Here is a 14,523-nt window from a genome sequence, read left to right as displayed (position 1 = left end):
GTCGCCGGGGTCAGGAGCGCGCCGGCTCCAGGCGGAGCGTCTCCAGCGGGATCAGGACCGGCTTGACCTGGTCGCGCTCGGGTTCGAAGGAGATCGACGGGTCCGGGGTGCCGGGCGCGTTGACGAAGGAGACGAAGCGCCGCAGCCGCTCCGAATCGTCCAGGACGGCGCGCCACTCGTCGGCGTAGCCGGCCACGTGCCGCTCCATCTGCGCTTCCAGTTCGGCGCAGATGCCCAGGGAGTCCTCCAGGATGACTTCCTTGACGTAGTCCAGGCCCTGGTTCTCCAGCCACACCGAGGTGCGCTGGAGCCGGTCGGCGGTGCGGATGTAGAACATCAGGAACCGGTCGATGATCCGGATCAGCTCGTCGGTGGGCAGGTCGGAGGCGAACAGGTCGGCGTGCCGGGGGGTGAAGCCGCCGTTGCCGCCGACGTAGAGGTTCCAGCCCTGCTCGGTGGCGATGATCCCGAAGTCCTTGCCCCGGGCCTCGGCGCACTCCCGGGCGCAGCCGGAGACGGCCGACTTGAGCTTGTGCGGCGAGCGCAGCCCCCGATAGCGCAGCTCCAGGGCGATGGCCAGGCCCACCGAGTCCTGCACGCCGTACCGGCACCAGGTCGAGCCGACGCAGGACTTCACCGTGCGCAGCGCCTTGCCGTAGGCGTGCCCGGACTCGAAGCCGGCGTCCACCAGGCGCTTCCAGATCAGCGGGAGCTGCTCCACCCGCGCCCCGAACAGGTCGATCCGCTGCCCGCCGGTGATCTTCGTGTAGAGCCCGAAGTCGCGGGCGACCTCGCCGATCACGATGAGCTTGTCGGGGGTGATCTCCCCGCCGGGGATGCGCGGGACCACCGAGTAGGTGCCGTTGCGCTGGATGTTGGCCAGGAAGTGGTCGTTGGTGTCCTGCAGCGCGGCCTGCTCGCCGTCGAGGATGTGGCCGTTGCCGAGCGAGGCCAGGATCGAGGCCACGGTGGGCTTGCACACGTCGCAGCCGCGGCCGGTGCCGTGCTCGGCGATGAGCTGCGAGAAGGTCGTGATGCCGCGCACCCGGACGATGTCGAACAGCTCGGCCCGGCTGTAGGCGAAGTGCTCGCACAATGCCTTGGAGACCTCGACGCCGGACTTGATCAGGATCTGCTTGAGCATCGGCACGCAGCTGCCGCAGGCGGTGCCCGCGCGGGTGCACGACTTGATCCCCGCGACGTCGGTGAGGCCCTTGTCCGCGATGGCGGAGCAGATCTGGCCCTTGGTCACGTTGTTGCACGAGCAGACCTGCGCGTCGTCGGGCAGGTCCATGTTCGACGGGCCGCCGGTGAACAGCAGCTCGCCGGGCGAGCCCGGCAGCTCGCGGCCGACGAAGGGCTTGAGCGTGTTGTACGGCGCGGCGTCGCCGACGCAGATCCCGCCGAGCAGGGTGCGGGCGTCGTCGCTGACGAACAGCTTCTGGTAGACGCCGGTGACCGGGTCCATGAACGTCACGTCCAGCGCGCCGTCCATGGCGCCGAACTGGGCCACCTCCACGCCCAGCAACTTGAGCTTGGTCGACATGTCGGCGCGGGCGAAGGCCGCCCCGCCGCCGAGGATGCGGTCGGCGGCGACCTCGGCCATGGTGAAGCACGGCCCGACGAGCCCGTAGACCATGCCCTCGTGCAGGGCGCACTCCCCCACCGCGTAGATCGCCGGGTCGCTGGTGCGCATCCCGTCGTCCACGACGATGCCGCCGCGCTCGCCGACGTCCAGGCCGCTCGACCTGGCCAGCTCGTCGCGCGGGCGCACGCCGGCGGAGAAGACCACCACCTGCGTCTCGATCGTCTCCCCGTCCGGCTTGACCAGTCCGTTCACCCGGCCGTCCGGCCCGGCGACGATCTCCCTGACCCCGGCCCCGGTGTGCACGTTCAGCCCGAGGCTCTCGACGTGGCCGCGCAGCACCGCGCCGCCGCCCTCGTCCACCTGGCGGGGCATGAGCCAGCCGCCCATCTCCACCACGTGCGTGGCCAGGCCCAGGCCGCGCAGCGCGTCGGCCGCCTCCAGGCCGAGCAGCCCGCCGCCGATGACCACCCCGGACACGGCGTCCTGCGAGGCCTCCCGGATCGCGTCCAGGTCGTCGATGGTCCGGTAGACGAAGCAGCCCTCGAGTTCGCGCCCCGGCACCGGCGGCACGAACGCGCTCGACCCGGTGGCCAGCACGAGGACGTCGTACGGCTCGGCGTGCCCGTCGGCGGTCGTGACGACCCTGGCCTCCCGGTCGATCCCGGTGACCCGGGCCCCCAGCCGCAGCGTGACGCCCTCGGGCACCGGGTAGGTCAGGTCCTCGGCGCTCTTGCCCGCCAGATAGGAGGTCAGCGCCACCCGGTCGTACGCGGGCCGGGGCTCCTCCCCCAGCACCGTGATCGTCCCTGCGAACCCCCGCCCGGTCAGCGTCTCCACCAACCGCGACGCCGTCGGCCCATGCCCCACCACGACCAGCCGTGTCACGGTCGCACTCGCCTCCTCATTCACACGGAACACTCCGCTCACTGCGTCGGCTCGCCGCTCCGGCGTCACGGTCGCACTCCCCTCCTCATTGACTCCGCGTACCGCTCGCCCGGTCTCCGGGGTCGTCGCGCTCCGCGTTTCCGCTGTCTCGTTGCCTGTCGTCTTCTCCTCCGGCGCCGGTACGGCGGGCACCCCGGCGTCGGTCTCCGGCGCCGCCGTACGGCGCGCCTCCGGGTTCACGCGGAGACCCCTTCCTGCTCGCACAGCCAGCCGACGATGCCCTCGACCGCGTCGCGGCAGCTGCCGCAGCCGGTCGTGGCGCGGGTGGCGGCGGCCACGGCCGCCACGTCGCGGGCGCCGGACTCCCAGCAGGCGCGGATCTGGCCCTTGGTCACGTTGTTGCACTGGCAGACCTTGGCGGCGTCCGGCATGCGGACCGGGCTGTCGGCGACCGGCGCCCCGGCCAGGCCGGGGAACAGCAGCCCCGCCCGGTCGCCGGGCAGCGGCCCGCCCCGGTCGAACAGCTGGGTGAGCGTGCCCACCGCAGCCGTCTCGCCGAGCAGGATGGCCCCCACCAGGCGGCCGTCGCGGATGACGAGCTTGCGGTAGGTGCCGCGGGCCCGGTGGCTGAAGCGCACGACCTCGGTCGAGGTGTCGGCGGACTCGTCCACGTGCGTCTCGCCCATCGCCGCCAGCTCGACGCTCTTGGCCTTCAGCCGGGTCACCAGCCGCGACCCGCGGTAGCGGGCGCCCTTGTCGGCGCCGGTGACCAGGTCGGCGACCACGGAGGCCTGCTCCCACGCCGGGGCGACCAGGCCGTAGACGGTGCCCGAGTGCTCGGCGCACTCGCCGATCGCGTGGATCGCCGGGTCGCTCGTGCGCATCTCGTCGTCGACGACGATCCCGCGCGCCACCTCCAGCCCCGCCTCCACGGCCAGGCCGGTCACCGGCCGGACCCCGCAGGAGAGCACCACCAGGTCGGCCTCGATGGTCTCGCCGCCGGCCAGCCGTACTCCCCCGTCGAGGATCTCCTCGACCACGACGCCGGTCCGGGTCTCCACGCCCAGTCCCGCCAGGGTCTCCCCCAGCACCACTCCCGCCTCGGGGTCGAGCTGGCGCTCCATGAGGTGACCGGCCAGGTGCAGCAGGGTCACCGGGAGCCCGCGCCCGGCCAGCCCGCGCGCCGCCTCGATGCCGAGCAGTCCGCCGCCGACCACCACCGCGCGCCGGGCCGTGCCGGCCGCGGCGAGGATCGCCTGGCAGTCGTCCAGCGTCCGGAACGCGATGGCGCGCTCCGCGCCGGGCACCGGCGGCACGATCGCCTCGCTCCCGGTCGCCAGCACGAGGACGTCGTACGGCTCCCGCTCACCGTCGGCGGTGACCACGACCTGCGCCTCACGGTCGAGCGCCGTCACCTCGACGCCCGGCCGGGCCGTCACGTCGTGGTCGGCGTACCAGGCGGGGTCCAGCAGCCGCACCTGGTCGGCGACCATGGTCCCGGCCACCACGTTCGACAGCAGCACGCGGTTGTAGGGCTGCCACGTCTCGGCGCCGAACACCGTCACCCGGACGTCCTTGTCCCGGGCGCGGACCTCGCTCACCAGACGGGCTCCCGCCATCCCGTTGCCCACCACCACCAGCCGGGTCATCCGACACGCTCCAGTCTCACGGCGCACACTTTGAACTCCGGCATCCGCGACACCGGATCGAGCTCGGGATTGGTCAGCAGGTTGGCCCCGGCCCAGTGGAAGGGCATGAAGACGGTGTCGGCCCGGATCGCCGGGTTGACCCGGGCCACGCCCTCGGCCACGCCCCTGCGGCTGACCACCCGCAGGCGCTGGCCCGCCGACACCTCCAGGCGCTCGGCCAGGTCCGGGTGGACCTCGACGAACGTCTCGGCGACCACCGCGTTGAGCGCGGCGATCCTGCGGGTCTGGGCGCCGCTCTGATAGTGGGCCAGCACCCGGCCGGTCGTCAGATACAGCGGATACTCCTCATCGACGTCCTCTCCCGGGGGCCGGTGCTCGACGGGCACGAACCTGGCGCGGCCGTCGGGCGTGGGGAAGGCGTCCAGGAAGGGGCGGGGCGTGCCGGGGTGGTCCTCGGCCGGGCACGGCCAGAAGACCCCGGTCTCGGCGGCGATCCGCTCGTAGGTGATGCCCGCGTAGTCGGCGACGCCTCCGGCGCTGGCCCGGCGCAGCTCGTCGAAGACCTCGCGCGGCTCGGTGGGGAAGGCCCGGACGGGGTCCGTTCCCCCGGACCCGTGCCCGCCGGAGAACAGGCCGCGCAGCCGTACGGCCAGGCCCTGGAGGATCTCCAGGTCGCTGCGCACCCCGGGCGGCGGGGACACCGCCCGGCGCCGGAGCAGGACCCGGCCCTCCAGGTTGGTCATCGTGCCGCCCTCCTCGGCCCACTGGGCGGTGGGGAAGACGACGTCGGCCATGGCCGCGGTCTCGGACATCACCAGGTCGGAGACCACGAGCAGGTCCAGGGAGTCCAGCCGGCCGGTCACGTGCCCGGCGCGGGGCGCCGAGATCACCGGGTTGGAGCCGAACAGCAGCAGCGCCCGCGGGCCGCCGGCGGTGCCGAGCGCGTCGAGCAGCTCGTAGGCCGAGCGCCCGGGGCCGGGCAGGTCCCGCGGGTCGACGCCCCAGACCCGCGCGACGTGCTCGCGGGCGGCGGGATCGTCGATCTTCCGGTATCCGGGGAGCTGGTCGGCCTTCTGGCCGTGCTCACGGCCGCCCTGCCCGTTGCCCTGACCGGTCACGCACCCGTAGCCGGAGCCGGGGCGGCCCGGCAGCCCGAGGGCGAGCGCCAGGTTGATGAAGGCGCTCACCGTGTCGGTGCCCTTGGCGTGCTGCTCGGCGCCGCGCCCGGTGAGGATCGCCGCCCGGCCCGCGCCGCCGAGGATCGCCACCGCCTGGCGCATGTGCGCGACCGGGACCCCGGTGATCCGCTCCACCCGCTCGGGCCACCAGGAGGCCACCGAGGTGCGCACGGCGTCGAAGCCCGTGGTGCGCCCGGCCACGTACGACTCGTCGACGTGCCCCTCGGTGATCGCCAGGTGGAGCAGGCCGAGTGCCAGCGCCAGGTCCGTGCCGGGCGTGGGCTGCAGGTGCAGGTCGGCCTGGCGGGCGGTCGCGGTCAGGCGGGGGTCGACGACGATGAGACTGCCGCCCCGCTCGCGCATCGCGGTCAGGTGGCGCAGGAACGGCGGCATGGTCTCGGCCACGTTGCCGCCGGCCAGCAGCACCGCGTCCGCCTCGGCGAGATCGGTGATCGGGAAGGGCAGGCCGCGGTCCATGCCGAAGGCCCGGTTGCTCGCGGCGGCGGCCGAGGACATGCAGAACCGGCCGTTGTAGTCGATCTGGCTGGTGCGCAGTACGGTCCTGGCGAACTTGCCGAGCTGGTAGGCCTTCTCGTTGGTGAGACCGCCCCCGCCGAACACGGCCACGCCGTTGGGGCCGTGTTCTGCCTGCACCTGACGGATCCGGTCGGCCACGTAGTCCAGTGCCTCGTCCCAGCCGACCGGCTCGCCGTGCAGAAGCGGGGTGGTGAGCCGTTGCCCGCCGGTGAGCAGCTCACCGGCGGTCCATCCCTTCTGGCACAGGCCCCCGGCGTTGGCCGGGATGTCCTGCCTCGGAGTGATCGTCACCGTCTCGCCCGCACCGCCCTCCCCGCTGCCCGCCGCGACGTTCATGCCGCACTGCAGCGCGCAGTACGGACAGTGCGTCGCCGTCGGCGCCTTCACAGGCGTCAGGACGGGAAGTGAGGTCGGCATGCGTCCGATAGTGCTTTCGAGCGGTTTCACCGCTGGGTCCCTTCTGTTACCGCTGTGCTACAAGCCGCTAACCGGGTTCACGTTCGCCGCCCACCGGCTGTGAGCCGGAGACGGGCGGCTCAGACGCGGGCGGCGGCCAGGCTCGGCACCGGGCCGAAGGTACGCAGGTAGCAGGCCCAGGTCACCACCGCGCACAGGGCGTAGAAGGCGGCGAAGGCGGCCAGCGCCGCGCCCGCTCCCCCGGTCGCGGCGATGGAGCTGCCGAACCCGCGGTTGATGAAGAAACCGCCGAAGGCGCCGATGGCGGAGATGATCCCGACGGCGGCCGAGGCGTCGCGCTTGCCGACGGCCAGGGCGGCCTCGTAGGCCGGGGTGCCCGGGGCCAGGCCGGCGGTGGCCTTGGCCCGGAAGATCGCCGGGACCATCCGGTAGGTCGAGCCGTTGCCGACGCCGGTCGTGGCGATCAGCAGCATGTAGGCGCAGAAGAACAGGACGAAGGAGTGCTGGGCCAGGCCCTGCCAGACCAGCGCCGCCGCCCCCGCCATCGCGCCGAAGTTGACGAGCGTCACCCTCGCCCCGCCGATCCGGTCGGCGAGCCAGCCGCCGATCGGGCGGATCAGCGAGCCGACGAGCGGGCCGAGGAAGGCGAGGGCGACCAGCGACGCCTGCTCGGGGAACTGGCTCTTGATCAGCAGCGGGAAGGCGGTGGAGTAGCCGATGAAGGAGCCGAAGGTGCCGATGTACAGCACCGCCATGATCCAGGTCTGGGCCCGCCCGGCGATCTTCAGCTGTTCCCGGGGGTTGGCCCTGGCCACGGTCAGGTTGTCCATGAAGAAGTAGGCGCCGAGGGCGGCGGCCAGGATGAACGGGATCCAGAACAGGCCCGCGGCGGCCAGTCCGAAGGCGCCGATGACCAGCGGCATGACCAGCTGGACGGAGCTGACCCCGATGTTGCCGCCCGCGGCGTTGAGGCCGAGCGCGGAGCCCTGCCTGGACTGGGGGTAGAAGTAGGTGATGTTGGCCATGCTGGAGGCGAAGTTCCCCCCGCCCAGGCCCGCGGTGGCCGCGATCACCAGGAACATCCAGTACGGCGTCGCCGGATCGTTCACCGCCACGGCCAGCAGCACGGCCGGGACGAGCAGCATCAGGGCGCTGAACACCGTGAAGTTCCGGCCGCCGAACTTCGCCGGCCCGAAGGTGTAGGGGATGCGCAGGGCCGAGCCGATCAGGTTGGGCAGGGACACGATCCAGAAGAGCTGGTCGGTGGAGAACCTGTAGTCGCCCATCTTGACGGTCACGATGCTCCAGACCGTCCAGAGCGTGAACCCCAGGTGCTCCGCGAAGATCGAGAAGATCAGGTTCCGGCGGGCGACCTTCTTGCCGCCCTCCTCCCAGAAGGCCGCGTCGTCCGGCCTCCACTCGCTGATCCAGCGCTTCGCCATCGTTCCTCCTGCTGCGGTTTTCCGGGAGCTTCGGTCCCGAAATGTAGGAGGACGGCGTTACGCACATTCACACACGGTGATGGTGCGCGGGTTACGTGTGCCTAACCGCTGTAATGTGCAATGCACACGTCGCACGGCTGCAACATGCCGGAAACATGGCCGGATCCCCAGGCAGGGTTGAATGTGATCGGCCCGGGGAATCATCCGGGCGCCGGTTCGTCACTTCGGGGAGTGCGCGTGACTGTCCAGCCGATCCGTCTGTTCGACGATCCATCGCTACGGACCGTAGCCGATTCCGTGACCGTTTTCGACCGCGAACTGCGCCGGCTGGTCAAGTCGCTCCAGGCCACCGTGCGCGCGGGCACCGGCAGGGCGGGCCTGGCGGCCCCGCAGATCGGCGTCCCGCTCCGGGTCTTCGTCTACGACGTCGAGGGCAGGTCGGGTCACCTGGTCAACCCGCGCCTGGAGCTGTCCGAGCGCAGGGTCGTGGCCGACGAGGCGTGCCTGTCGGCCCCCGGCCGGTGGTGGCCTCTGGAGCGGTCCTACATGGTGACCGCCCGCGGTCGCGACATGTTCGGCAAGCCGGTCGTCGTACGCGCGCTGGGAACGCTCGCCCGGGTCCTGCAGCACGAGAGCGACCATCTGGACGGCGTGCTGTTCACCGACCACCTCCCGCAGGAGGAGCGCGAGCGGTTCCTGGAGACCGTCGTCCCCTAGCCGGGCCGTCCCGGCGGGAGGGCGGGGCGGGGGGTCACCCGTTCCCGCCGCCCTCGGCCAAGGCGGCGCGCAGCCGGCCGGCGAGGCCGAGGGCCTGCTGCGCCGACCAGGGGATCACCCCGTTCTCCGTCATCGGGGCGTGGTACCGCTGCCGCTCGTAAGGGACGCCGGGCGGCAGCGGCGCGATGTGCCAGTGCAGGTGGGCGTTGCCCTGCCGGCTGCCCAGCGAGAGCAGGTAGGTGCGCTCGGAGGGGACGACCGCCTCGACCGCCAGGGCGACGCGACGGACCGTGCGCATCAGCCGCAGGTAGGCGTCCTCGTCGAGATCCCGCACCACATGCTCGACGTGGGCTCTGGGGGCGACCAGGACCTTGCCGGGCATCGTGGGATGGCGGTCCAGGAAGGCGACGTGGTGCTCATCCTCGAAGACGACCTGCTCGAAGTCGTAACCGGGAGCACCCGCCAGGAGAGCGCAGATGAAGCAGGGGCCGCCTCTGGTGCGCCGGACGTAACCGGCGACGTCGGATGCCTCCTTCCGTCCCGGGTCCGGCTCATCCGGTTGCGGGGCTCGCGTGCTCATCACCACCGATCGAGGAAGGCCGATCGCGCCCGTGCCGCTCCAGCTGCGGTCCACGGCTTCGGAGAGCGTTCCCAGCGCTTCCGGTCCCGCCGCGGCGGGACCGGAAGCGGACCCGAGGGGCCGGGGCTCAGAGCCGGATGCCCAGCAGGGCGTCGGCGATGTCGCCGATCAGGGCGGGCGCCTGCGGGTCGGTGCCGCCCTCCGACAGCGCCCGCTCGGCCCAGGCGTCGACGACGGCCAGGATCCCGGGGGTGTCCAGGTCGGCGCAGAGCCGGGCGCGGACCTCGGTGAGCACGGCCCGGGCGTCCGGGCCGGTCTCCAGACCCGCCGCCGAGCGCCAGCGCGCCAGCCGTACCTCGGCGGAGGCCAGCTGGTCGGCGGTCCACTCCCAGTCGGAGCGGTAGTGGTGGGCGAGCAGGGCCAGCCGGATGGCCATCGGGTCGGCCTGCTGCCGCAGCTTGGAGACGAAGACCAGGTTGCCCTTGGACTTGGACATCTTCTCGCCGTCGAGGGCGACCATGCCCGCGTGGGCGTAGGACCTGGCGAACGGCCACTCGCCGGTGACGATGTGCCCCTCGTGGGCGCCGCACTCGTGGTGCGGGAAGATCAGGTCGGACCCGCCGCCCGAGACGTCGAACCCGCTGCCGAGGTTGGCCAGCGCGATCGTGGTGCACTCGACGTGCCAGCCGGGCCTGCCCGGCCCCAGCGGCGAGGGCCACGACGGCTCGCCCGGGCGCTCGGCGCGCCACAGCAGCCAGTCCAGCGGGTGCTTCTTGCCCGGCCGGTCGGGGTCGCCGCCGCGCTCGCCGAACAGGGCGAGCATGCGCTCCTCGGAGTATCCGGAGACGGCGCCGAACTTGGGCGCCGCGGCGACGTCGAAGTAGACGTCGCCGTCGATGTCGTAGGCGGCGCCCTTGTCGCGCAGGCGCACGATCAGCTCGGCGACCTGGTCGACGACCTCGGTGACGCCGACGTACTCGCGCGGCGGGAGGATGCGCAGCGCCTCCATGTCGGTCCGGAACAGCTCGATCTCGCGCTCGGCGAGCTCCCGCCAGTCCTGCCCCGTCTGCTCGGCCCGCTCCAGCAGCGGGTCGTCGACGTCGGTGGCGTTCTGCGTGTAGTGGACCTCGTGCCCGGCGTCCCGCCAGGCCCGGTTGACCAGGTCGAAGGCGAGATAGGTGTTGGCGTGGCCCAGGTGGGTGGCGTCGTAGGGCGTGATGCCGCAGACGTACATCCGCGCCACCGGACCGGGCCGGGTGGGCAGGACCTCCCGCGCGGCGGTGTCGAACAGCCGCAGCGGATCACCGACACCAGGAAGCCGAGGGACCTTCGGCGCAGACCACGATCTCATGTAGTGAGCCTATCCAGCAGACAGACCGCCCGAATCGCCCCGGGCGGTGAATACAGGGCATACACCACAACTTCCGGGGCGGGGCAGATCATTCCGGCAGGACGCGCCGGAACGAGGCCGGGTCCCGGGGCTCGGCGGTGAAGTCGTAGCGCACCTCGCCGGGGGCCAGGGCGACCAGCGTGACCGACAGGGAGGCGAAGACCCGGCCGTCGGGAAGCGCGTGGCGGACGATCATCGCCCGCGGGTCCCCGGTCGCCAGCCCCGCCCCCGTGGCCAGGAACGCCCACTCCCCCCACTCCCCCCACCCGCCCCCGGCCGCGCTCCCCCCGGCGGACCGGGGCCGGGCGGCCTTGGCGAACAGGGGGCGGAAGAACGCCACGCGCTCGTTCTCCTCGCCCTGCTCCCAGCCGCTGTTGACGATCATGTGGGTCCCCGGCGGGAGCTCCTCCCGCCCCAGCTCGACGCCGTCCCAGTGCCACAGGCGCGCCCCGGCCGGGTCTGCCACCACGAGGTGGAAGGGGTCGTAGCGGCGGGGGTCCAGATCGGGCAGGCGTCCCTGGGCCGCCGCCAGCAGCGGCAGCTCGCCACGGGAACGACGGGCGTCGGCGGGGGCCAGCACGCCGTGGCCGTTGAGCAGCGCGGCGGCCCGCCCGGCGGCGGGGTCGACCGCCAGCCAGGTCCCGCCCGCCTGCAGGTCGCGTCCGCCGAGCAGCCCGGGCCAGTGCTCGGCCGGGGGAAGCCACGGACGGTCGACGAACTCGTCACGGACTCCGGCCAGGATCAGGGGGAAATCCGCATCGGGATCGATGCTGACGGCAACCGTGCACATGCCCGGCAGGCTACCTTCCGGCCCGGAGCCGCCCCCGGCCGGGCCGGGCGCGGGGCGGAGGTGCCGGTGGACGGATCGGGGGCGGGGGTCGACCAGGGCCGGGGTCGGAGATCGATCAGGGGCGGGGTCAGCTCGGGGACAGGGGCGGGGGTCGATCAGGGGCGGGGGTCAGATCGGCGGCCAGGGGATGGCGGGCCAGTCCTGGGAGGGCAGGGGATGCAGGCCGGTGTCGAGCAGCCTGCGGACCCGTGCCCAGGTGGCCTCGACCTCGGCGAGACTGATCAGCTCCCGCAGGCGGCGGCCGAGCCGGCCGTCCTCCAGCTCGCGTTCGAGGCGGGCCAGGACGTTCATGGCCTCGCGCGGCAGGGGCTTGCCGCGCCACTGCCACAGCACGGTGCGGAGCTTGTCGTCGGCGGAGAAGCACACGCCGTGGTCCACGCCGTAGATGTGGCCGTCGGCCAGCGGCAGCAGGTGCCCGCCCTTGCGGTCGGCGTTGTTGACGATGGCGTCGAAGACGGCCATCCGCCGCAGCGCCGGCTGCCGGCTGCGGATCAGGGCCATCAGGTCCGCCTCGGGGTCGGTGTCGACCCACAGCTGGCACATCCCCGGCCCGAAGGGGCCGTCGCGGTAGACCGTCGGCGGGACGATCCGCCAGCCGGTCGCGGCCGAGACCTCGAAGGCCGCGACCTCGCGGTAGGCGAGGGTGCCGTCGGGGAAGTCCCAGAGCGGCCGCTCGCCCCGCACCGGCTTGTAGACGCACGCCGCCGCGAGCGAGCCCAGCCGGATCGAACAGTAGAGCGTCATGTTGGTCGCCTCGACCAACCGGCCGGCGACCTCGATGTGGCCCTCCCGCAGCAGCCGCAGCGCCGTCTGGTCGTCCAGCCCGGCCGCGGGCGCCGCACTCAGCGTGGGTTCGCTTTCCGCGCTCATCCGCCTCCTCCACCCGATGAAGCGCTTGTACCCCGGTAACCGTTCAGCCGCACACAGATATGACCTTCGGCATCGAGCGGCTGCCCGCACAGCGGGCAGGGCGGGCGCCCGGCGGCGACCAGGGCCAGGGCGCGGCGGCTGAAGGCCCTGGCGGCGGCGGGGCTGATGCGCACCCGCAGCAGGGCCGGCTCGTCCAGGGGCGAGGGCTCGAACTCCTCCTCCTCCGGCACGATCTCCTGGGCCTCGATCACCACCTGGGAGGCGTCGGGGTCCCAGGCCAGCGTCATCGTGCCGACCCGGAAGTCCTCGGTGATCGGAACGTCGAGCGGGGCGTTGTCGGTCAGGCCCGGCGGGGCCGAGGCGGGGACCTCGCCGCCGCGCCGCACCACTTCGTCGAGCAGGTCGTCGAGGCGGTCCGCCAACGCGGCCACCTGGAATTTCTCCAGTCCGACCGTGGTCAGGCGGCCCTCCGCGCGCGCCTGCAGGAAGAAAGCCCGCGAACCGGGCTGGCCCACCGCACCGGCGACGAACCTCTCGGGTGGGTCGTAGTCGAACACCGGCATAGCCCTGACCTTACGTGGTCCCGGATCCACCGCCGACTGCGGCATCGCTCCCGGTGATGTTTTCTCCCCCGTCTCCGTCCTCCGAACCCTCCGGAGGCCGAAGCCCGGAGACTTCTCCGCCCACGTCGTTGAGCCTGAGGACGAAGGGACGCAAGGGGGTGTAGCGAATCACCGTGAGAGAGGCCGGATCAGCGGTTATCCTCTGAAACTGATCCAGATGAAGCCCCATGGCGTCGGCCACGATGGCCTTGATCACGTCTCCGTGACTGCACGCGAGATAGACGCCCCGGGGCCCCAGGCGCTCGTTCCACTCCCTGACGGCGTTCACCGCGCGGTGCTGCACCGAGGATAGGGATTCTCCCCCGGGGAACGTCACCGCGCTCGGATGGGCCTGCACGACCGGCCAGAGCGGGTCCTTGGCCAGCTCGGCCAGCGGGCGGCCGGTCCAGTCGCCGTAGCGGCACTCGCCGAACCGGTCGTCGCCGACCACCTCCAGCGGGCGGCCCTCGGCGACCGCCTGCGCCGTCTGCATGCAACGCTCCAGCGGGCTGGAGACGATCGCGTCCAGCTCCAGGGACGCCAGCCGTACGGCCAGCGCCCCGGCCTGGGCGCGGCCCGCCTCGCTGAGGTGGACTCCCGGCGTCCAGCCGGCGAGCACCGGGCCGGTGAGAGGGGTCAGACCATGTCGTGCCAGCAGCAGCGTCGTCACGGCACCAAGTCTTGCAGCAGTGGCTCCCTCATTTTTAACCACCCTGGCGGTAATCTGGCCGGATCATGGAGCATCGCTATGTCGGCCGGAGCGGCCTGTCGGTGTCCCGGCTCGGGCTCGGGACGATGACGTGGGGGCGTGACACCGGTGCCGAGGAGGCCGCGGCGCAGCTCCGCACCTTCGCCGAGGCCGGCGGCACCCTCATCGACACCGCCGACGTCTACACCGCCGGCGAGGCCGAACGGCTGCTCGGCCGCCTGATCCGCGACACGGTCCCGCGCTCGGAGCTGGTGCTGTCCACCAAGGCCGTGCTCACCCCCGCCGGGCGGCGGCCCCGCGACGCCTCCAGGAAGCACCTGGTCGCCGCCGTGGACGCCTCCCTGAACCGGTTGGGGGTCAACGAGGTGGACCTGTGGCAGCTCCACTCGTTCGACCCCGAGGTCCCGCTGGAGGAGACCCTCGCCGCGCTGGACGCGATCGTGTCGTCGGGGCGGGCGGCCTACGCCGGGGTGTGCGACTACACCGGCTGGCAGCTGGCCGCGGCCGCGGTCGGCCAGCGCGCGGTCCCCGGCCGGGCGCCGATCGTGGCCGCCCAGGTCGAGTACTCCCTGCTGGCCAGGGACCCCGAGCGCGATCTCCTGCCCGCGGCCGAGCACGTCGGCGCCGGCGTGCTCGCCTGGTCGCCGCTGGGCCGCGGCGTCCTGACCGGCAAGTACCGCACCGGCATCCCCGCCGACTCCCGGGCCGCCACCCCGCACTTCGCCGACTTCGTCACGCCGTACCTCGACGAGCGGTGCCGCCGGGTCGTGGAGTCGGTGACCACCGCGGCCGAGGGACTCGGCGTCTCGCCGCTGTCGGTGGCCCTGTCGTGGGTACGCGACCAGCCGGGCGTGTCCGCGGCGATCGTGGGCGCGCGCACCCACGCCCAGCTCTCCGGGATCCTGGAGACCGAGGGCCTGACGCTGCCGGTGGCGATCAGGGAGGCGCTGGACGACGTGTCGGCGGAATAGGCGGGCGGCACGCGGGAACGCGGGGGAAGAAACGCCGGAACCGAACGAGAGACTTTCTCGCGTGTCACTAGTCGATACCGAATCGCAACTTTCCGTGGAAAAATCCGGCCTTCGCACAAAACTGTCATTCAGGTGACA

The 14,523-nt window shown here is 72.6% G+C and carries 12 protein-coding genes; 2 read left to right on the top strand and 10 right to left on the bottom strand.

The window, feature by feature from the left end; translation table 11 throughout:
- Positions 1-10: 10 nt before the first annotated feature.
- The 4 genes from nirB to Pta02_RS09965 form a co-directional block, all read right to left on the bottom strand.
- Positions 11-2,473 (bottom strand): nitrite reductase large subunit NirB, encoded by a 2,463-nt coding sequence (gene nirB, locus Pta02_RS09980; protein WP_203874440.1) that lies wholly within the window; start codon positions 2,471-2,473, stop codon positions 11-13.
- A 236-nt stretch (positions 2,474-2,709) separates the two neighbouring features.
- The gene (locus Pta02_RS09975) at positions 2,710-4,122 is read right to left on the bottom strand and encodes an FAD-dependent oxidoreductase (RefSeq protein ID WP_203874439.1); all 1,413 of its coding nucleotides are present in this window, start codon (positions 4,120-4,122) and stop codon (positions 2,710-2,712) included.
- On the bottom strand, positions 4,119-6,254 hold the full coding sequence (locus tag Pta02_RS09970) for a molybdopterin oxidoreductase family protein (RefSeq protein WP_203874438.1): 2,136 nt from the start codon (positions 6,252-6,254) through the stop codon (positions 4,119-4,121). The genes Pta02_RS09975 and Pta02_RS09970 overlap by 4 nt, the downstream gene beginning before the upstream one ends.
- Positions 6,255-6,373: 119 nt before the next feature.
- On the bottom strand, positions 6,374-7,696 hold the full coding sequence (locus tag Pta02_RS09965; RefSeq protein WP_203874437.1) for an MFS transporter: 1,323 nt from the start codon (positions 7,694-7,696) through the stop codon (positions 6,374-6,376).
- A gap of 183 nt (positions 7,697-7,879) precedes the next feature.
- Between Pta02_RS09965 and Pta02_RS09960 the strand changes: the two genes are divergently transcribed.
- Positions 7,880-8,413 (top strand): peptide deformylase, encoded by a 534-nt coding sequence (locus Pta02_RS09960; RefSeq protein ID WP_307837455.1) that lies wholly within the window; start codon positions 7,880-7,882, stop codon positions 8,411-8,413.
- A 34-nt stretch (positions 8,414-8,447) separates the two neighbouring features.
- Here Pta02_RS09960 and Pta02_RS09955 read toward each other — a convergent pair whose 3' ends face one another.
- The 6 genes from Pta02_RS09955 to Pta02_RS09930 all read right to left on the bottom strand — a co-directional run bounded on the left by Pta02_RS09955 (position 8,448) and on the right by Pta02_RS09930 (position 13,375).
- Positions 8,448-8,993, bottom strand: coding sequence for an HIT family protein (locus tag Pta02_RS09955; RefSeq protein WP_203874435.1), 546 nt, complete (start codon positions 8,991-8,993; stop codon positions 8,448-8,450).
- Between the two features lie 127 nt (positions 8,994-9,120).
- Positions 9,121-10,344, bottom strand: coding sequence for a cysteine--1-D-myo-inosityl 2-amino-2-deoxy-alpha-D-glucopyranoside ligase (mshC, locus tag Pta02_RS09950; RefSeq protein WP_203874434.1), 1,224 nt, complete (start codon positions 10,342-10,344; stop codon positions 9,121-9,123).
- Between the two features lie 88 nt (positions 10,345-10,432).
- On the bottom strand, positions 10,433-11,173 hold the full coding sequence (locus Pta02_RS09945) for an NRDE family protein (protein WP_203874433.1): 741 nt from the start codon (positions 11,171-11,173) through the stop codon (positions 10,433-10,435).
- Between the two features lie 168 nt (positions 11,174-11,341).
- Complete coding sequence (locus Pta02_RS09940) at positions 11,342-12,103, bottom strand: SCO1664 family protein (protein WP_203874432.1); 762 nt, start codon at positions 12,101-12,103, stop codon at positions 11,342-11,344.
- Positions 12,100-12,666, bottom strand: coding sequence for a DUF3090 family protein (locus tag Pta02_RS09935; RefSeq protein ID WP_203874431.1), 567 nt, complete (start codon positions 12,664-12,666; stop codon positions 12,100-12,102). Before Pta02_RS09935 ends, Pta02_RS09940 begins: the two co-directional genes overlap by 4 nt.
- Before the next feature lie 10 nt (positions 12,667-12,676).
- On the bottom strand, positions 12,677-13,375 hold the full coding sequence (locus tag Pta02_RS09930) for a histidine phosphatase family protein (protein WP_203874430.1): 699 nt from the start codon (positions 13,373-13,375) through the stop codon (positions 12,677-12,679).
- Between the two features lie 65 nt (positions 13,376-13,440).
- Here Pta02_RS09930 and Pta02_RS09925 point away from each other — a divergent pair, with 65 nt between their 5' ends.
- Entirely contained in the window at positions 13,441-14,385 is a 945-nt protein-coding gene (locus Pta02_RS09925) for an aldo/keto reductase (protein WP_203874429.1), read from the top strand.
- Positions 14,386-14,523 lie beyond the last annotated feature (138 nt).

It is taken from the genome of Paraplanobispora takensis, from assembly GCF_016863195.1.
Lineage (GTDB): Bacteria > Actinomycetota > Actinomycetes > Streptosporangiales > Streptosporangiaceae > Planobispora > Planobispora takensis.
This window is presented reverse-complemented; position numbering and strand designations above follow the sequence as displayed.

Coding starts and splice junctions, on each gene's coding strand:
- Pta02_RS09975 (WP_203874439.1), bottom strand. CDS start 4,122: ATGACCCGGCTGGTGGTGGTGGGCAACGGGATGGCGGGAGCCCGTCTG.
- Pta02_RS09970 (WP_203874438.1), bottom strand. CDS start 6,254: ATGCCGACCTCACTTCCCGTCCTGACGCCTGTGAAGGCGCCGACGGCG.
- Pta02_RS09965 (WP_203874437.1), bottom strand. CDS start 7,696: ATGGCGAAGCGCTGGATCAGCGAGTGGAGGCCGGACGACGCGGCCTTC.
- Pta02_RS09955 (WP_203874435.1), bottom strand. CDS start 8,993: ATGAGCACGCGAGCCCCGCAACCGGATGAGCCGGACCCGGGACGGAAG.
- mshC (WP_203874434.1), bottom strand. CDS start 10,344: ATGAGATCGTGGTCTGCGCCGAAGGTCCCTCGGCTTCCTGGTGTCGGT.
- Pta02_RS09945 (WP_203874433.1), bottom strand. CDS start 11,173: ATGTGCACGGTTGCCGTCAGCATCGATCCCGATGCGGATTTCCCCCTG.
- Pta02_RS09940 (WP_203874432.1), bottom strand. CDS start 12,103: ATGAGCGCGGAAAGCGAACCCACGCTGAGTGCGGCGCCCGCGGCCGGG.
- Pta02_RS09935 (WP_203874431.1), bottom strand. CDS start 12,666: ATGCCGGTGTTCGACTACGACCCACCCGAGAGGTTCGTCGCCGGTGCG.
- Pta02_RS09925 (WP_203874429.1), top strand. CDS start 13,441: ATGGAGCATCGCTATGTCGGCCGGAGCGGCCTGTCGGTGTCCCGGCTC.